Source organism: Pseudoduganella sp. jia 12, assembly GCF_055502675.1.
In genome coordinates this window covers 232,583-249,023 of record NZ_JBUXKP010000011.1, presented here as the reverse complement: position 1 = coordinate 249,023, position 16,441 = coordinate 232,583, and the positions used below count along the sequence as shown (strand labels likewise).

Genomic DNA, 16,441 nt, shown 5'->3' with positions numbered 1-16,441 from the left:
ATGATGACCCTACCCGACTCCATCCGCGTGTTCGAACGCGGCTGGCTCTCCGCCAACAACGTGCTGCTGGTCGGCCGCCACGACACGGCGCTGATCGACAGCGGCTATGTCACGCATGCGCCGCAAACGCTCGAACTGGTGCGCCACGCAATGCCGGGGCGCCGCCTGGATCGCCTGTTCACCACGCACCTGCATTCCGACCATTGCGGCGGCAACGCGCAGCTGCAGGCGCATTTCGGCTGCGACACGTTCGTGCCCGCCGCCGAGGAAGACAAGGTGCGCCGCTGGGACGAAGATGCGCTGACGTTCCGCGCCACGGGCCAGCAGTGCCCCCGTTTCACGATCGACGGTGTCGTGAAGCCGGGCGACGTGGTGACGGCGGGCGACCTCGAATGGCACGTGCTGGGCGCGCCAGGCCACCATGCGCACTCGCTGATCTGGTACTGCCCCGAACACAGGATTCTCGTCTCCGCCGATGCGTTGTGGCAGAACGGCTTCGGCGTGATCTTCCCGGAACTGGAGGGCGAGGAAGGCTTCGCCGAAGCGGGTGCCACGCTGGACCTGATCGCCGCGCTGGACGTGCGCCTCGTGATTCCCGGCCATGGCGCGATGTTCGACGACGTGGAAGCCTCGCTGGCGCGGGCGCGGCGGCGGCTCGATTTCCTGTCCTCGAAGCCCGCCAACAACGCCGAGTACGCGGTAAAGGTGCTGCTGAAGTTCCTGTTGCTGGAACGGCAACGCATTCCCGTCGCGGGCGTGCAGGCGCTGCTGGCATCGATCCCGCTCGTCGTCGAAACGAACCGGCGCCACCTGCACAAATCGGAAGAAGAGCTTGCCGCCTGGGCCGTCAAGCAGCTCGTGCGGGGCCTGGCCGCGAAAGTCGAAGGCGACGACCTAGTGAATGTTTGACGGCTCAGCATTGGTAGAGCGTTCCGTCTAGAATTCGCACGATCGTACTTTTATAAGTCTATAATCGTTTGATCCGAATAACCCTCAACCTCAACAGCGAGACGACCCATGGCCTTGCCTTCCGTGCTGCAAAACCTGTCCCTTCCCGTGATTGCATCGCCGATGTTCATCGCCAGCGGCCCCGCGCTGGTGGCGGCGCAGTGCAAGGCCGGCATCGTCGGTTCGTTTCCCGCGCTGAACGCGCGCCCGGCCGAGCTGCTCGATACGTGGCTGACCGACCTGCAAAAGGAACTGGCCGAGTTCCAGGCGGCCAATCCGGGCGCGAAGGTGGGTCCGATCGCCGTCAACCAGATCGTGCACCAGTCGAACGACCGCCTCGCGCACGACGTTGAAGTCTGCGTGAAACACCAGGTGCCGATCATCATCTCGTCGCTGCGCGCGCCGCCGAAGGAAATGCTCGACGCGATCCACAGCTACGGCGGCATCGTGCTGCACGACGTGGTCTCGATCCGCCACGCGCAGAAGGCGCTGGAAGCGGGTGTCGACGGCCTGATCCTGGTGGCGGCCGGCGCCGGCGGCCATGCGGGCACGCTGTCGCCGTTCGCGCTCGTCGGCGAAGTGCGCAAGTTCTTCGATGGTCCGCTGGCCTTGTCCGGCTCGATCGCCACGGGCGATGCGATCCTGGCCGCGCAGGCGATGGGCGCCGACTTCGCGTACATCGGTTCGCGCTGGCTGGCCACGAAGGAATCGAACGTGACGGAGGATTATCGCAACGCGATCGTGGAATCTTCGGCAGCCGACGTCATCTACACGAACCTGTTCACGGGCGTGCACGGCAACTACCTGAAGAAATCGATCGTGGCCGCCGGCCTCGATCCGGAGGCATTGCCGGAATCGGACAAGACCAAGATGAGCTTCGGCTCCGGCAGCGCGAAGGCGTGGCGCGACATCTGGGGCGCCGGCCAGGGCGTGGGCCTGATGGACGACGTGCCGACGACGGCGGAAATGGTCGAGCGGCTGAAGGCGGAGTACGAAGCGGCCCGCAAGCGCCTGGCGCTGTAAGGCAGAGACACCAGCCGGCATCGCGGCTGGCGATGAAAAAGGGGGCCGCGGCCCCCTTTGCTGTTCAGATAAGCCAAACCCCAGCGGCAGATGCCGGGGTCAGACCCGGCGGGTCCGACCCCAGCGTTGGCCTCCGGGTTGGAGGCACCTTATCGGTGCGCAGGCGAGGTAAAAAAAGGGGTCCGCGGCCCCCTTTGCTGTTTACTTCGCCGCCACCGGCGCCAGCGTTTCGTGCTGCGACGTGGTGCGCTGCGGTGCCTTGTGCACCATCGTGTAGGCGTAGTCCACGCCCATGCCGTATGCGCCCGAGTGTTCCTTGACGACCTTCATCACGGCATCGTACGAATCGCGGTGCGCCCAGTCGCGCTGCCATTCCAGCAGCACCTGCTGCCACGTCACCGGCACCACGCCGGCCTGCACCATGCGCAGCATCGCCATGTCGTGCGCTTCCTTCGACGTGCCGCCCGAGGCATCGGACACCATGTAGATCTCGTAGTCGCCTTCCAGCATCGCGCACAGGGCAAACGTGGTGTTGCACACTTCCGTCCACAGGCCGGCCACGATCACTTTCTTGCGGCCGTTCTTCGCCAGCGCATCGCGCACCTTCTGGTCGTCCCACGAGTTCATCGAGGTGCGTTCCAGGATGTCCTGGCCAGGAAACACGTCCAGCAGTTCCGGGTAGGTATGGCCCGAGAAGCTCTCCGTTTCCACGGTGGTGATCGTGGTCGGGATGTTGAAGACCTTGGCGGCTTTCGCCAGGCCGACGGTATTGTTCTTCAGTACCTGGCGGTCGATCGACTGCACGCCGAAGGCCATCTGCGGCTGGTGGTCGATGAAGATCAGCTGGCTGTTTTGCGGGGTCAGGACTTCCAGTTTTGGGTTGATCATGTAAGGCACTCCGAATGGGTTGATTGTGCGGAAAATGGTAGTCCAGACAACCCCCGGTGCCCATTGGCCTTAGGTGGGAGACATTGCCGCCCCGATCAAGGGTGTCGCCGACGGCATGTGCAGCCCGGATTGCCACACCACCTGTGGTCGCACCGCATACAGCTCCGTACCATTCTCGATGCTCAGCAGCAGGTCGATGCGCCCGTAGCGCAGCACCGCCACCCCCCAGCCGCCATTGATGCATTGCAGCCGCGCCGTCGTACCTGGGGCGGTCAGTGCCTGCGGCGCCACGCGAGCGGCGAGGCCGACGATGCCCACGCCGCGCACCAGGCGCACCACCGCCTCCTCGTCGTGGCACCGGATCGCCTCGACGAACGCATGGGCCAGGCGGGCACTGTCGGCGCTGGCGCCGCGCCGGGCCGGCCCCGCCTGCACTCGGGCCCGGGCGCGGCGCACGAGCTGGCGCGAGTGTTCCGTTTTCAGCCCGAGGATGCGGCCCACTTCCTCGTGCGGCACGTCGAACACCTCGTGGAGCAGCAGCGCGGCGCGCTCGTCGGGAGAAAGACGCTGCAGCATCAGCAGCACGCCATACGACAGGTCGCACAGCCGTTCGACATCGTCCTCGGCGGATGGCAGCCCGTCTTCCAGCCATGGGTCCGGCAATGCCGTTTCGCGTTTGGCACGGCGCAGGCGGTCGATCGCCAGCCGCGTCGCCACCGTCGTCAGCCACGCGACCGGCGTTTGCAGGCCATCCGGCCCGGCGGCATGCCAGCGCAGCCACGTGTCCTGCACCACGTCCTCCGCCTCGGCCAGGCTGCCCAGCATGCGGTAGGCGATCGACAGCAGGCGCCGGCGCGACGCCTCGAATACGGCAATGGAATCGTTCATCTCATCCTCCTTGGGCCATTGACGCGCGAACCCGGCAAAACGTGACAACCGTCGTGAAAAATACATCTGTCACGCAGCGGCGGCCGGCAGCGTCAAGCCGGCACACACCACCAACGGAGCCGCCATGCACATGATCCCCACCGTCATCGAAAACACCGGCCGTGTCGAGCGCGCCTACGACATCTATTCGCGCCTGCTGCGCGAGCGCATCGTCTTCATCGTCGGCCCCGTCACCGACGAATCGGCGAATCTCGTCGTCGCACAACTGCTGTTCCTGGAATCGGAAAACCCGGACAAGGATATTTCACTCTACATCAATTCGCCCGGCGGTTCCGTCTACGCGGGACTGGCGATCCACGACACGATGCAGTTCATCCGGCCGGCGGTCGCGACGATCTGCACGGGCTTCGCGGCCAGCATGGGCGCGTTCCTGCTGGCGGCGGGAGAAAAGGGCAAGCGCTTTGCGCTGCCGAATGCCCGCATCATGATTCACCAGCCCAGCGGCGGTTCGCAGGGCACGGCGGCCGATGTTGAAATACAGGCAAGGGAGGTGTTGCACCTGCGCGAGCGGCTGAACCATATCTTTGCCGAGCGCACGGGGCAGGATATCGCGCGGGTCGCGCGCGATTCGGATCGCGACAACTTCATGTCCGCCACGCAGGCCGTCGAGTACGGCCTGGTGGACGAGGTGCTGCGGGAACGAGGTAATGCGGGCTGCTCAGCTTGACAGGTCGGTGTTGTTGAGTGCCCACAGGCCGGGCAGGTTGCGCCAGTAATTGTAGGCATCCATGCCATAACCGACGACGAAACGGTTCGGAATGACGAGGCCCACCAGGTCCGGCTTCACCGGCTTGGTCTTGCCGATCGCCTTGTCCGCGAACACGACGATGACGACTTCCCTGGCGCCCATGTCCAGCAGGCGCTGCTTCACGTGGGCCAGCGTTTCGCCTTCGTCGAGGATGTCGTCGACGACGATCACGGTGCGGCCTTCGACGTTCGAGCGGGGCACCACCTTCCACACGACTTCGCCGCCGCGGTCTTCGTCGCCATAGCGGCTCACGTGGATGTAGTCGAACTCGAGGGGGAACGTCAGCTGCGGCAGCAGGTTGCCGGTGAAGACGACGGCGCCGCCCATCACGCCGAGCACGAGCGGGAACTCCTCGAGTGCGTTGAAGCGTGCGTTCAGGTCGTTGGCCACCTGGTGCACGGCGTCGGACACCTGCTGGGCGGTGAAGATTTCCTCGGCGTTGTCCAGCAGCGCACGGGCCCGTTGATGATGAAATTCTTGCATGGGGTAAAAATGACGTGGAAAGTACAGTTGAAAAGTGCGCCAATTATCCGCGATAACGATGCGGTTGTCCGGTCCCGTTTCAACGGTACTGGCTGAGTGTCGCTTCGGTATCGGTGGCGCCTTCAGTCGTAACGGCGGCGATCGTCGATCACCTTGCCGTCGTTCGGCAGGCTGCCGCGTTGTACAAAAAGCACTTCGCCGCGCAGCTTCGTCACGTCGCGCAACGTGGCCACGATGGCCGTGCCGGAATCGGCCGCGGTGCTGGCCGCCGGATCGTCCACCTCGCACTGCAACATCATCGTTTCATCGGCGATCGTGCCCGATACCACGAGCCGCGCTTTCGCGATGCCGTGGCGGCGCGCGATCTCGTGCACCTGCGACGGATGCACGAACATCGCCCGCACCTTCGTCGTCTGGTCCGCGCGCCCCAGCCAGCCGCGGATGCGCGCATTGGTGCGGCCGCAGGAGGACGGCACCGCGTCGCCCAGCAGCGCGGACAGGTCGCCCGTGGCGAAGCGGATCAGCGGATAGTCCGGGTTGAACACGGTGAGCACCACTTCGCCGACTTCGCCCGGCGCTACCGGTTCGCCGGTGCCGGGCTTGACGATTTCGAGGATCACCTCCTCGTCCAGCACCATGCCGGGATTGAGCACGCCATCGGTGCGCGTCTCGTAGGCGATGCTGCCGGCATCGGCCGAAGCGTAGGCCTGGCACACGTGCGGCACGCCATGCTCGACGAACCACGTGCGCAGCGACTCGGGCAGCGCCTCGGCCGACAGCAGCGCATGCCGCAGGCTCGACACGTCCGATCCGGTTTCCGCGGCTTTTTCCAGGATGAGCTTCAGGAACGATGGCGTGCCCACGTAGGTATCCGGCCGCAATGCGGCCATGGCCTGCACCTGCAATTCCGTCTGGCCGCTGCCGGCGGGGATCACCGTGCAGCCGATGCGCGCGGCGCCGCCTTCGACCATGAACGCGGCCGGCGTGAAGTGATACGAGAAACAGTTCTGCAGTAGCCCGCCAGCGCGCACGCCCGCCGCATACATGGGCCGTGCGAAACGCCACGGGTCGCTCGAGCGGCCTTCGGGATCGAAGATCGGCCCGGGCGACATGCAGATGCGCGACAGCGCGCGCGGCGCGGTGCTCGTCAGCCCGCCGAACGGCGCATCCTGCTGCTGGAGTTCCGCCAGTTGCGACTTGCGCGTGACGGGCAGTTGCGCCAGCGCGGCGCGGTGGTCGACGGCTGCGGCTTCCACGCCATGCAGGATGCGCGCCCAGCCGGCCGCGGATTGCGCCTGCGCCACCAGCGACGGCAGGCGCCGCATCAGGTCGCGTTCGCGCTCGTGCGGATCGCGCGTTTCGAGATCGTCCAGGATCGCTGGGGAAATATGCGTGTTCATGCGCCGCCGCCTTCCGCGATTTCCTTCTGCAGCTTCTTCGTCAGCTTGCCGAAGATGATTTCATGGGCACGCTTCAGCAGCGTGGCCGCTTCCTCGTCCGACACGGCCTTCGTGTCGTCGATCTGCACCCATTTCGCCCGCGCCAGGTAGGGCGCGGGGATGATGCCCGGGCGATCCGTCAGTGCCAGGAACGCATCGTCGTCGACCTTGATGCTGAACCGGCTGGCTTTCGGACCGCTGTCCGTGATGGCGAACATCTTGCCACCCACGGAAAACGCCAGGCATGATTCCCACTTGATGTCCTGCGTGGCCCCGGGCAGCCCGGCGCACAGTTTCTTTGCCTTGGCGATGTTCATGACAGCCACCGTTTGCGCCGCTTGTAGAATTTCTGGTCGCGGAAGTTCTTGCGGCCCGCACCGGACACGCCCAGGTAGAATTCCTTCACGTCCTCGTTCGCCGCCAGTTCCGCCGCATCGCCTTCCATCACCACGCGGCCGTTCTCGAGGATGTAGCCGAAGTCCGCATAGCGCAGCGCCACCATCGTGTTCTGCTCGGCCAGCAGGAACGACACGCCTTCACTGGCATTCAGGTCCTTGACGATGCCGAAGATCTCCTCGACGATCTGCGGTGCGATGCCCATCGACGGTTCGTCGAGCAGGATCATCGACGGCTTGGCCATCAGCGCGCGGCCGATCGCGCACATCTGCTGCTCGCCGCCGGACGTGTAGCCGGCCTGGCTGGTCCGCCGTTCCTTCAGGCGGGGAAAATAGTGGTAGACACGCTCCAGTTCCTCGCGCAGTCCGGCACGCGACAGCTTGCGCGTGTAGGCGCCGGTCAGCAGGTTTTCCTCGATCGTCAGGTGGCCGAAGCAGTGGCGGCCTTCCATCACCTGGGCCAGGCCGCGCGTGACCAGCGCGTTCGGCGTGAGCTGGTCGACGCGTTCGCCGTTGAAGCGCACCTCGCCCTTCGTCACGTCGCCCCGTTCGCCGCGCAGCAAGGTGGAGATCGTCTTCAGCGTGGTCGACTTGCCGGCGCCGTTCGCCCCCAGCAGTGCCACGATGGACCCTTGCGGCACTTCGAGCGACACGCCCTTCAGCACCAGGATCACGTGGTCGTAGATCACCTCGATATTGTTGACGGACAGGGCACTCATGGCATGCAGGCCGGCTTGATGTTCTTCTCGGCCGCGTACTTGTTCGACGATTCGTCGATCAGCTTTTTCACGAGCGCGCGGTCGCCCACGATCCAGTTCGGCGTGATGGCATTCCACTTTTTACCGTCCCACTGCTGCACCTTCACGGCGCCCGAGCCTTCATGGTCTTCGCAACTCGTCTTCACGGTCGGGAACATGTTCGCGGCGCCCACCGCCTTCTGGCGGGCCGCGTCGATGTTCAGGTGTTCCAGGCCCCAGCGCATCTGCTCGCCCGTGACGGGCTTGCCCTTGCCGAATTTTTCCTGCGCCGTGCGCATCGCTTCCACGAACAGGATGCCGGCCGTCACGCCGCGCATGTGGTACACCGACCCGATGCGGGCCTGGTCGGCCAGGTTGCCCTTGCCGGCCTTGTACAGCTTCGTGCGGATATCGTCGAGCACCGGGTAATTGCCGGGCGTGTTGAACGACATCGCCGTGTAGCCCTTCGCGGCGTCGCCGGACGGCACGGTGTCTTCTTCCGAGCCGGCCCACCACACGCCGAGGATTTTCTCGCGCGGGAAGCCGTTGCGCTGCGCCGTCTTGATCGCCACCGAATTCATCACGCCCCAGCCCCACAGGATCACGTGGTCGGGCCGCGCCTGGCGGATCTGCAGCCACTGCGCCTGCTGCTCGCTGCCCGGCGGCGCCACGGGAATCTTCACGAGCTCGAAACCCTGCTGCTTCGCCAGCGCTTCCAGCACGGGCAGCGGTTCCTTGCCGAATGCGGAGTCGTGGTACAGGTGCACGATCTTCTTGCCCTTCAGCGAGCCGCCATTCTTGTCGGCCAGGTATTTCACCATGGCCGCGGCCTGGCTCCAGTAGCTGGAAATGAGCGGGAACACATACGGAAACACCTTGCCGTTAGCGGCATCCGAGCGGCCGTAGCCCAGCATCGTCATCGGAATCTTGTCCTGCGGGATGCGGTCGAGGATGCCGTAGGCGATGCTGGTCGACAGGGGTTCCACGAGGGTGGCGCCGCCCTGCTGTGTCTTCAGCCGCTCGTAGCATTCCACGCCGCGCGACGGGTTGTATTCCGTTTCGCATTCCTGCCAGGCGATCTTCACGCCGTTGACGCCGCCGGCCGCGTTGACGAGCGCGAAATAGTCGATGATGCCGCCATAGAAGCCGGAGCCTCCCGAGGCATACGGCCCCACGCGGTAGGAGGGCAGGGCAACGAACTGTTCCTGTGCCAGGACGGGAGCGGCGGTGGCAGCGAGTACTGCGCCGAGTACGATCGATTGCAACAGCTTCATGACGGTCTCCTTTGGATCTTGTTTTAGTGAGGGAATGGCCACAGGCGCAGCTTCTCTTTTCCGATCTGCCACAGCCGCGCCAGGCCATGCGGCTCCACGATGAGGAAGAAGATGATGAGGGCGCCGAACACCATCAGTTCCAGGTTCGACGCCACGTTGGTGGGCAGTGCCAGCCCGTGCGCGGCGATGTTCAGGAACACGGGCAGCAGCACGATGAACGCGGCGCCGAGGAAGGAACCGAGGATCGAGCCCACGCCGCCGATGATGATCATGAACAGGATGCGGAACGACAGGTCCAGGCTGTAGGCTTCCGGTTCCACCGTGCCCAGGTAGGCAAACGCATACAGCGCGCCGGCCACGCCGCAGTAGAACGAGCTGACGGCGAATGCCAGCAGTTTCGTGCGCATGGGGCGGATACCGATCACCTCGGCCGCCATGTCCATGTCGCGCACCGCCATCCAGGAGCGGCCGACGTTCGAACGCACCAGGTTCTTCGCCAGCAGCGCCAGCAGCGCCACCACGAGCAGTACCAGTACATATTTGCGCTGCGGCGTGTCGAACGCGTAGCCCATGATCTCGATGCGCTGGGCCGTGATCACCCCGGACGGGCTGTAGTTCGTCAGCCACGAGATCTTGGTCAGGCACCAGATCACGAAGAACTGCGTGGCCAGCGTGGCCGCGGCAAGGTAGAACCCGCGGATGCGCAGCGATGGCAGGCCGAATGCGATGCCGACCAGGGCGGCGCACAGCCCACCCAGCACGAAGGCCAGCAGCATGGGCATGCCGGGAATGCGCGCCACGAAATTCCACGATGCGAACGCGCCCACGGCCATGAATGCGGCCGTGCCGAGCGACAGCTGGCCCGCATAGCCGGTAAGGATGTTCAAGCCCAGCGCGGCCAGCGAAAAGATCAGGAACGGGATCAGGATCGCCGACAGCAGGTAGGGCGAGGCGATGAACGGCACCGCCACCACGGCGATGGCCAGCGTGGCCAGCAGCATGATGCGGTCCTGGCGGATCGGCAGGATCTGGCCGTCGGCCTCGTAGGTGATGCGGAATTGCCCGGCTTCGCGGTAGAGCATGTCAGATCCTCCGGATGATCTTTTCGCCGAACAGCCCTTCCGGCCGCACCAGCAGGAACAGCAGCGCCAGCACGTAGGGGAACCAGCCCTCGATGCCGCCGCCGACGAGCGGCCCGATATACACCTCGGCCAGTTTTTCCGATGCGCCGATGATCAGGCCGCCCACGATGGCGCCCGGCACGGACGTGAAGCCGCCGAGGATCAGTACCGGCAAGGCTTTCAGCGCGATGAACGTGAGCGCGAACTGCACGCCATTGCGCGCACCCCACAGCAGGCCGGCCACGAGGGCCACCACGCCCGCCACCGCCCACAGGATGGCCCAGATGCGCTGTAGCGGGATGCCCACGGCCAGGGCGGCCTGGTGGTCGTCCGCCACGGCGCGCAGCGCGCGGCCGACCTTTGTTTTCGCGAACAGCAGCGCCAGCACGGCAACGAGCACGCCGCAGATGAGGGCGGCGATCACGTCGAACTGCGACACGACGATATTGAAGCGGTCGAGCAGCGACTGCATCGGCACGTCCTCGATCGGCAGCGGCAGCTGGTGGACCTGCGAGCCCCACAGCAGTTGCGCCAGCCCTTCGAGGAAGAACGCCAGGCCGATGGTGGCCATGAACAGCGTGATCTCCGGCTGGTTCACGAGCGGGCGCAGCACCACGCGTTCGATGGCGAAGCCGAGCAGGATCATGGCGACGACGGTGCAGGGAATGGCCAGCCAGAGCGACATGCCGAACTTGTCCATCAGGCCCACGCACGTGAGCGCGGCAAAGAACACCATCGCGCCCTGGGCGAAATTGAACACGCCGGACGCCTTGTAGATCAGCACGAAGCCGATGGCCACCAGCGCATACATCACGCCGGAGAGCAGGCCGCCGATCAGCACTTCAAAGAAGAAGTTAATGTCCATCTGCAGTTCCTAGGTACGCTTTGATGACGTCCGGGTTCGAGCGCACCTCGTCCGGCGTGCCGTCGCCGATCTTGCGGCCGTAGTCGAGCACCACGACACGGTCCGAGATATCCATCACGACGCCCATGTCGTGCTCGATCAGCACGATCGTCGTGCCGAATTCGTCGTTCACGTCGAGGATGAAGCGGCACATGTCCTGCTTTTCCTCCACGTTCATGCCGGCCATCGGTTCGTCGAGCAGCAGGACTTCGGGTTCCGCGGCCAGCGCGCGCGCCAGTTCCACGCGCTTCTGCAAGCCATAGGGCAAGCGGCCCACGGGTGTCTTGCGGATGTGCTGGATCTCGAGGAAATCGATGATCTCCTCGGCCTTGCGGCGGTGGGCGATTTCCTCGCGCCGCGCCGGTCCCCAGTACAGGGCCTGCAGCAGGAAGTTCGACGTCATCTTGAGGTTACGGCCCGTCATCACGTTGTCGAGCACCGTCATGCCCTTGAACAGCGCGATGTTCTGGAACGTGCGGGCGATGCCGGACTTCGCGGCCGCATAGCAGTCCATGTTGCGGCGGTGCCGGCCACGAAACACGATCTCGCCACCCTGCGGACGGTACACGCCGTTGATCACGTTCAGCATCGAGCTCTTGCCGGCGCCGTTCGGGCCGATGATGGCGCGGATCTCGTGCTCGCGCACGTCGAACGAGATGTCGGTGAGCGCCTTCACGCCGCCGAACGACAGCGAGATATTGCGCAGGTCGAGGATCACGGGCCCGACTTTCCTCTGGCCCTGGAACAGCGTGTCGGGTTCGTTCATCAGCATCGTGGTTTCTCCCATCACGCCGCGCGCCGCACGTCGGGCGGGAACACGCGGCTGTCGACAATGCGCAGGTCGGCCGCCACGATGCCCGTGCGCCCATCCTCGAACTTCACCTGCGTTTCGATGTACTGCGACGTGCGCCCGGCATACAGCGCATCGATCAGCACGCGGTACTTCTCGGCGATGAACTTGCGGCGCACCTTGCGCGTGCGCGTCAGTTCATCGTCGTCCGGGTCGAGTTCCTTGTGCAGCACGAGGAAGCGGTGCACCTGCGTGTCGCTCATCGCCACATCGGCGACGAGGTCCGCATTGACCTTTTCCACGCAGTCGGCCATCAGGGCATACACGTCCGGGTGGCTGGCCAGGTCGGTGTAGCCGGCATAGGCGATGTTGCGCCGTTCGGCCCAGTTGCCGACCGCTTCCATGTCGATGTTCAGGAAAGCGCAGACGGTATCGTGGCCGTTGCCGAACGCGACGGCCTCCTTGATGAACGGGAAGAATTTCAGCTTGTTCTCGATGTAGTTCGGGGCGAAGATCGCGCCGCCGTTCAGGCGCCCCACGTCCGCCGCACGGTCGATGATCTTCAGGTGGCCTTCGGCATCGAAGATGCCGGCATCGCCCGTGTGGAACCACCCTTGCGGATCGATCGCTTCCACGGTGGCATCCGGACGCTTGTAGTAGCCGCTCATCAGCGTGGGCGACTTGACCAGCACTTCGCCGTTGTCGGCCAGCTTCACGTCCACGCCCGGCGCGGCCATGCCGACGCTGTCGAACTTGATCTGGCCGTTCGGCTGCAGGCAGATGTATGCGCACGTTTCGGTGGAGCCGTAGAACTGCTTCAGGTTGATGCCGATCGAGCGGTAGAAGCGGAACAGGTCGGGTCCGATCGCGGCGCCGGCCGTGTACGCGACGCGCACCCGCGACAGGCCCAGCACGTTCTTCAGCGGCCCGTACACGAGCAGGTCGCCGAGCGCATAGCGCAGCCGGTCCATGGCGGACACCGGGCGGCCATCGAGGATATCGGCACCCACGCGGCGCGCCACCGCCATGAAGTGATCGAACATGCGGCGCTTGATCGTGCCAGCATCCTCCATGCGGATCATCACCTGGGTCAGCATGCCTTCGAAGATGCGTGGCGGCGCGAAATAGTACGACGGGCCGATCTCGCGCAAATCGATCGTGACCGTTTCCGCCGATTCCGGGCAATTCACGGTGAAGCCCGCCACGAGCGCCTGGGCAAACGAGAACAGGCAGTCGCCGACCCACGCCATGGGCAGGTACGACAGCACGTTCTCCGCATCCGTCAGGCGTTCGAAGCCGGTGCCGCCGATGCCCGCCGCGATCAGTGCGGCATGTGTCTGGCACACGCCTTTCGGCTTGCCGGTGGTGCCCGAGGTGTACAGGATGATCGCGCTGTCCGCGCCGCGGCCCGCGGCCAGTTCCGCTTCATAGAAACCGGGATTGGCCTGGTCCCAGGCGCGGCCCGTCTCCTGCAGGCGCGCATACGAGACGAGTTCGCCCTGGCGGTAATGGCGCATGCCGCGCTCGTCGTCATAGGCGATATGCCCGATGCCGGGATAGTCGGCCTGCAATTCGAGCAGCTTGTCGACCTGTTCCTGGTCTTCGACGATCGCATAACGGATCTCGGCGTTCTCCAGCACGTAAGCCATGTCCGCCGCGGGCGCATCCTGGTACAGCGGCACGGGCACGCCGCCCAGGCACTGCGCAGCCAGCATGGCCCAGTACAGGCGCGGCCGGTTGTCGCCGATGATGGCCAGGTTCATGCCGCGCGTGAAACCCAGCGCGGCCAGGCCGCAGGCCAGTGCCCGCACTTCATCGTTGACCTGGGCCCAGGTCCAGGCTTGCCAGATGCCCAGGTACTTTTCCCGGTACGCGCACTTGTGCGGCCGGACCCGTCCATGCTCCAGGAGCAGGCGGGGGAATGTCTCCGGTATTGCGTCCATTTGTCTCCCGTGGTGATAGGGGTGAGGCGCACTTTTATGCAATGATATTAACTGCCCTTCTTCCCGGCGGTTGTCATTTCAAAGACAATTGCTCCACTTTCGATGGTGCAATGCAAAATGAACGACAGCGTGAATGACAGCGTGGATGGCAAGGTTCCCAGCCTGAAAGAGGCATTGCGCAGCGCGCTCTGGGCACAGGCACTGACCGCCGAGCAGATGGCGCGCGTGGAAGCGACCACGTTCGAAGTGTTCGTGCCGAAGGGCGGTTACGTGTGCCGCAAGGGCGAGCTCGTCGACAACTGGGTCGGCATCGTCGCCGGCATGGTCAAGATGAACAACTTCTCGCCGTCCGGCAAGAGCGTGACGTTCACCGGCGTGCCGCCCGGCGGCTGGTTCGGCGAAGGCTCGCTGCTGAAGGACGAGCACCGCAAGTACGATGCGATGGCACTGCGCGACAGCCGCATCGCCCGCATGCCCGCCGCCACCTTCCACTGGCTGCTGGAAAACAGCCTGCCCTTCACCCGTTTCCTGCTGATGCAGCTGAACGAACGGCTGGGCCAGTTCATCGGCATGGTCGAGCACGAACGGCTGCTCGACCCCGATACCCGCGTGGCCCGCTGCCTGGCTTCGCTGTTCAATACCCACCTGTATCCCGGCAGCGAGCGGCTCGTGCAGATCTCGCAGGAAGAGGTGGGATTGCTGTCGGGCGCCTCGCGCCAGCGTGCCAACCAGGCGCTGCAGGTGCTGGAGCGGGAAGGGCTGCTGCGCGTGGATTACGGTGGTATCCGCATCCTAGACCTCGAAGGGCTGCGCAAGTTCGAAGCGCACATTTGAGCGTTGTCTCGAGGTTGCCCCAGTCGTGTGGTAAACGATTCGCGTTCTGTGTTAGTGCCTTAACAAATGGCAGCTCCCTCCTGCTTTAGCCTGTCTCGGACACGGTGAATTCAGGAGCTTTTCATGTTACAGCTGAGCAAAAAACAAACGGCGTGGGCCGCCGCCGCAGGGGCGCTGGCCGCCGCCTACATGGTGGTGCGCAGCAAGACCAAACAGGCCGAGGCGGAACATCCGCCGGCCGGCGAGTTCGTCACGGTCGATGGGGTGAAGCTGCATTACCTGCGGCGCGGTGCCGGCCCCGTCGTCGTGCTGTTGCACGGCAATGGCGCGACGTCGCTGGACTTCGAACTGTCCGGCCTGACCGACATGCTGGCACGCGACCATACGGTGATCGCCTTCGACCGCCCCGGCTTCGGCTACAGCGACCGGCCGCGCAGCACGGTGTGGACGCCGGCCGAGCAGGGGGGCTTGCTGGCCAAGGCGCTGAAGGCATTGCATGTCGACCAGGCCATCGTGCTGGGCCATTCGTGGGGCACGCTGGTGGCGCTGGCGATGGCGGTCGACCATCCCGGCCTGGTGAACGGCCTCGTGCTGATGGGCGGCTATTACTATCCCAGCCCGCGCGCGGATGCGGTGCTGATGTCCGGCCCGGCGATCCCGGTCGTGGGCGACGTAATGCGCTTCACGGTCTCGCCGCTGGTCTCGCGCCTGCTGTGGCCGGGCCTCATCAAGAAAATGTTCAGCCCCCGGCCCGTGGCCGACAGTTTCCAGCGCTGGCCCAAGTGGCTGTCGCTGCGGCCTTCGCAGCTGCGTGCGGCCAGCGCGGAAACCGTGCTGATGATTCCCGGCGCCGCCAGCCTGCGCCACCGCTACCCGGAAATCACGATGCCGGTCACGATCTTTTCCGGCGATGGCGACAAGATGGTCAACCACGAGCACAACGCCGAACGCCTGCACCGCGAACTGCTGCAAAGCCAGCTGCACACGGTGCAGGATGCCGGCCACATGCTGCATTACGTGGCGCAGGACCAGATCGTGCGCGCCGTGCGCGATATCGCCGAGGGGCGCGTCCGCATGGACTTCCAGCAGACCACGCACCCCGCGGACATGGATACCGGCCAGCCGCGCGTGCTGCATTAAGGTTCGCCCGGCGTCTCGCGCAGCACGGCATGGAACAGCGAATTGAGCTGCGCGCTGACGCTGCCGCGTTCGAAGCGCGGGATGGCGGGATGGTCGAGCCTGTCGAGTTCCGCCTCGATGAAGGCATTCAGGCTCGGCACCGGGTCGGCCAGGCCGAGTTCCGGCGCGGCGCGCTTTTTCGCCAGCAGCGCGTCGATATCGCGCAGCAGGTCGGGGCGGTCGTCCAGCAGGTGCAGCAGCTTGTGGAACTCGATGGGCGCGGCCGTGCGGTAGCGTTCGATCCACCGTACCGCCAGCAGGGGCCGCAAGACATAGAAATACTTCTTCAGGGGAACCCGGTCCGCCCGCAGGTAGCCGCGGTAATTGGTCTTGGCCATGCTGCGGTAGTGGTACACCCCATGCTCGCCGTTGTACACCTGCGGCAGCAGTGCGTTGGCGCGGTGGCGGAAGATACCGGTATCGATGTACACGATGGGCGACTGGATCCATTCGACGAATGCCGGGTTCGATTTCCAGAACAGCCGCAGGGCCTTGCGGATGTCCCAGCCGTTCAGGTCGATGTCGTCGACGATCGGGTATTCGATGACGTCGCGCTTTTCCTCGAGGTCCACGGCCAGGTACCAGTCCGGCGGATGGGCGTAGATGAAGCGCACGTCGTAGTCGCTGTTGGGCGAGGCAAAGCCCCAGGCGCGGCTGCCCGATTCCACGGCCAGCAGGATGCGCACGCCGTGCTCCCGTTCGGCCGCGGCCAGGCGCCGCATGATTTCCTGCCGTATGTCTTCCGGTATCACTCGCGCTCCTCGTTTCCAGTGGGAGATACGATTGT

Annotated in this window: 17 protein-coding genes; 5 read left to right on the top strand and 12 right to left on the bottom strand. The window is 65.0% G+C overall.

The features are described 5' to 3' along the window. Together ACY65G_RS23735 and ACY65G_RS23730 are read left to right on the top strand one after the other, a co-directional pair. Nucleotides 1-909 (top strand): MBL fold metallo-hydrolase, encoded by a 909-nt coding sequence (locus ACY65G_RS23735; RefSeq protein ID WP_464999753.1) that lies wholly within the window; start codon nt 1-3, stop codon nt 907-909. A 108-nt stretch (nt 910-1,017) separates the two neighbouring features. Next, nucleotides 1,018-1,971: an NAD(P)H-dependent flavin oxidoreductase gene (locus ACY65G_RS23730; RefSeq protein WP_464999752.1), complete on the top strand. Its 954-nt coding sequence runs from the start codon at nt 1,018-1,020 to the stop codon at nt 1,969-1,971. A 201-nt stretch (nt 1,972-2,172) separates the two neighbouring features. On the opposite strand, the gene ACY65G_RS23725 is transcribed toward ACY65G_RS23730, so the two are convergent. Beyond that, nucleotides 2,173-2,859, bottom strand: a complete 687-nt coding sequence (locus tag ACY65G_RS23725) for a hydrolase (protein ID WP_464999751.1) — start codon at nt 2,857-2,859, stop codon at nt 2,173-2,175. 69 nt (nt 2,860-2,928) lie between these two features. Continuing rightward, nucleotides 2,929-3,747 carry a sigma-70 family RNA polymerase sigma factor gene (locus tag ACY65G_RS23720; RefSeq protein ID WP_464999750.1) on the bottom strand — a complete coding sequence of 273 codons (819 nt, stop codon included), beginning with the start codon at nt 3,745-3,747 and terminating at the stop codon, nt 2,929-2,931. Between the two features lie 124 nt (nt 3,748-3,871). Between ACY65G_RS23720 and clpP the strand changes: the two genes are divergently transcribed. Beyond that, nucleotides 3,872-4,474, top strand: a complete 603-nt coding sequence (gene clpP, locus ACY65G_RS23715) for an ATP-dependent Clp endopeptidase proteolytic subunit ClpP (RefSeq protein WP_464999749.1) — start codon at nt 3,872-3,874, stop codon at nt 4,472-4,474. Here clpP and ACY65G_RS23710 read toward each other — a convergent pair. From ACY65G_RS23710 to ACY65G_RS23670, 9 genes are all read right to left on the bottom strand, one after another. Then, the gene (locus ACY65G_RS23710) at nt 4,466-5,038 is read right to left on the bottom strand and encodes a hypoxanthine-guanine phosphoribosyltransferase (protein WP_464999748.1); all 573 of its coding nucleotides are present in this window, start codon (nt 5,036-5,038) and stop codon (nt 4,466-4,468) included. The two genes, clpP and ACY65G_RS23710, sit on opposite strands and share 9 nt — an antisense overlap. 122 nt (nt 5,039-5,160) lie before the next feature. Next, the gene (locus ACY65G_RS23705; RefSeq protein WP_464999747.1) at nt 5,161-6,438 is read right to left on the bottom strand and encodes a phenylacetate--CoA ligase family protein; all 1,278 of its coding nucleotides are present in this window, start codon (nt 6,436-6,438) and stop codon (nt 5,161-5,163) included. Continuing rightward, nucleotides 6,435-6,794 (bottom strand): MmcQ/YjbR family DNA-binding protein, encoded by a 360-nt coding sequence (locus ACY65G_RS23700; RefSeq protein WP_464999746.1) that lies wholly within the window; start codon nt 6,792-6,794, stop codon nt 6,435-6,437. The genes ACY65G_RS23705 and ACY65G_RS23700 overlap by 4 nt, the downstream gene beginning before the upstream one ends. Further along, nucleotides 6,791-7,591, bottom strand: a complete 801-nt coding sequence (locus tag ACY65G_RS23695; protein WP_464999745.1) for an ABC transporter ATP-binding protein — start codon at nt 7,589-7,591, stop codon at nt 6,791-6,793. The genes ACY65G_RS23700 and ACY65G_RS23695 overlap by 4 nt, the downstream gene beginning before the upstream one ends. After that, on the bottom strand, nt 7,588-8,883 hold the full coding sequence (locus ACY65G_RS23690; RefSeq protein ID WP_464999744.1) for an ABC transporter substrate-binding protein: 1,296 nt from the start codon (nt 8,881-8,883) through the stop codon (nt 7,588-7,590). The genes ACY65G_RS23695 and ACY65G_RS23690 overlap by 4 nt, the downstream gene beginning before the upstream one ends. 23 nt (nt 8,884-8,906) lie before the next feature. After that, nucleotides 8,907-9,965 carry a branched-chain amino acid ABC transporter permease gene (locus ACY65G_RS23685; protein WP_464999743.1) on the bottom strand — a complete coding sequence of 353 codons (1,059 nt, stop codon included), beginning with the start codon at nt 9,963-9,965 and terminating at the stop codon, nt 8,907-8,909. Between the two features lies 1 nt (nt 9,966). Beyond that, nucleotides 9,967-10,863: a branched-chain amino acid ABC transporter permease gene (locus ACY65G_RS23680; RefSeq protein WP_464999784.1), complete on the bottom strand. Its 897-nt coding sequence runs from the start codon at nt 10,861-10,863 to the stop codon at nt 9,967-9,969. Further along, a complete protein-coding gene (locus ACY65G_RS23675; protein ID WP_464999742.1) occupies nt 10,859-11,680 on the bottom strand; it encodes an ABC transporter ATP-binding protein in 822 nt (273 codons plus the stop codon). The genes ACY65G_RS23680 and ACY65G_RS23675 overlap by 5 nt, the downstream gene beginning before the upstream one ends. A gap of 14 nt (nt 11,681-11,694) precedes the next feature. After that, the gene (locus tag ACY65G_RS23670; RefSeq protein ID WP_464999741.1) at nt 11,695-13,641 is read right to left on the bottom strand and encodes an AMP-binding protein; all 1,947 of its coding nucleotides are present in this window, start codon (nt 13,639-13,641) and stop codon (nt 11,695-11,697) included. Nucleotides 13,642-13,758: 117 nt separating this feature from the next. Between ACY65G_RS23670 and ACY65G_RS23665 the strand changes: the two genes are divergently transcribed. Both ACY65G_RS23665 and ACY65G_RS23660 read left to right on the top strand, forming a co-directional pair. Continuing rightward, nucleotides 13,759-14,475 carry a Crp/Fnr family transcriptional regulator gene (locus ACY65G_RS23665; protein ID WP_464999740.1) on the top strand — a complete coding sequence of 239 codons (717 nt, stop codon included), beginning with the start codon at nt 13,759-13,761 and terminating at the stop codon, nt 14,473-14,475. A 123-nt stretch (nt 14,476-14,598) separates the two neighbouring features. Then, the gene (locus ACY65G_RS23660; RefSeq protein WP_464999739.1) at nt 14,599-15,615 is read left to right on the top strand and encodes an alpha/beta fold hydrolase; all 1,017 of its coding nucleotides are present in this window, start codon (nt 14,599-14,601) and stop codon (nt 15,613-15,615) included. Here ACY65G_RS23660 and ACY65G_RS23655 read toward each other — a convergent pair. Further along, nucleotides 15,612-16,406: a nucleotidyltransferase domain-containing protein gene (locus tag ACY65G_RS23655; protein ID WP_464999738.1), complete on the bottom strand. Its 795-nt coding sequence runs from the start codon at nt 16,404-16,406 to the stop codon at nt 15,612-15,614. The two genes, ACY65G_RS23660 and ACY65G_RS23655, sit on opposite strands and share 4 nt — an antisense overlap. Nucleotides 16,407-16,441: the final 35 nt, after the last annotated feature.

What these genes read in the sequence shown, in the direction of transcription:
- ACY65G_RS23665 (WP_464999740.1), top strand. Translation starts at nt 13,759, where the DNA reads ATGAACGACAGCGTGAATGACAGCGTGGATGGCAAGGTTCCCAGCCTG.
- ACY65G_RS23725 (WP_464999751.1), bottom strand. Translation starts at nt 2,859, where the DNA reads ATGATCAACCCAAAACTGGAAGTCCTGACCCCGCAAAACAGCCAGCTG.
- ACY65G_RS23730 (WP_464999752.1), top strand. Translation starts at nt 1,018, where the DNA reads ATGGCCTTGCCTTCCGTGCTGCAAAACCTGTCCCTTCCCGTGATTGCA.
- ACY65G_RS23710 (WP_464999748.1), bottom strand. Translation starts at nt 5,038, where the DNA reads ATGCAAGAATTTCATCATCAACGGGCCCGTGCGCTGCTGGACAACGCC.
- ACY65G_RS23720 (WP_464999750.1), bottom strand. Translation starts at nt 3,747, where the DNA reads ATGAACGATTCCATTGCCGTATTCGAGGCGTCGCGCCGGCGCCTGCTG.
- ACY65G_RS23685 (WP_464999743.1), bottom strand. Translation starts at nt 9,965, where the DNA reads ATGCTCTACCGCGAAGCCGGGCAATTCCGCATCACCTACGAGGCCGAC.
- clpP (WP_464999749.1), top strand. Translation starts at nt 3,872, where the DNA reads ATGCACATGATCCCCACCGTCATCGAAAACACCGGCCGTGTCGAGCGC.
- ACY65G_RS23700 (WP_464999746.1), bottom strand. Translation starts at nt 6,794, where the DNA reads ATGAACATCGCCAAGGCAAAGAAACTGTGCGCCGGGCTGCCCGGGGCC.
- ACY65G_RS23705 (WP_464999747.1), bottom strand. Translation starts at nt 6,438, where the DNA reads ATGAACACGCATATTTCCCCAGCGATCCTGGACGATCTCGAAACGCGC.
- ACY65G_RS23660 (WP_464999739.1), top strand. Translation starts at nt 14,599, where the DNA reads ATGTTACAGCTGAGCAAAAAACAAACGGCGTGGGCCGCCGCCGCAGGG.
- ACY65G_RS23735 (WP_464999753.1), top strand. Translation starts at nt 1, where the DNA reads ATGATGACCCTACCCGACTCCATCCGCGTGTTCGAACGCGGCTGGCTC.
- ACY65G_RS23690 (WP_464999744.1), bottom strand. Translation starts at nt 8,883, where the DNA reads ATGAAGCTGTTGCAATCGATCGTACTCGGCGCAGTACTCGCTGCCACC.
- ACY65G_RS23695 (WP_464999745.1), bottom strand. Translation starts at nt 7,591, where the DNA reads ATGAGTGCCCTGTCCGTCAACAATATCGAGGTGATCTACGACCACGTG.
- ACY65G_RS23675 (WP_464999742.1), bottom strand. Translation starts at nt 11,680, where the DNA reads ATGCTGATGAACGAACCCGACACGCTGTTCCAGGGCCAGAGGAAAGTC.
- ACY65G_RS23670 (WP_464999741.1), bottom strand. Translation starts at nt 13,641, where the DNA reads ATGGACGCAATACCGGAGACATTCCCCCGCCTGCTCCTGGAGCATGGA.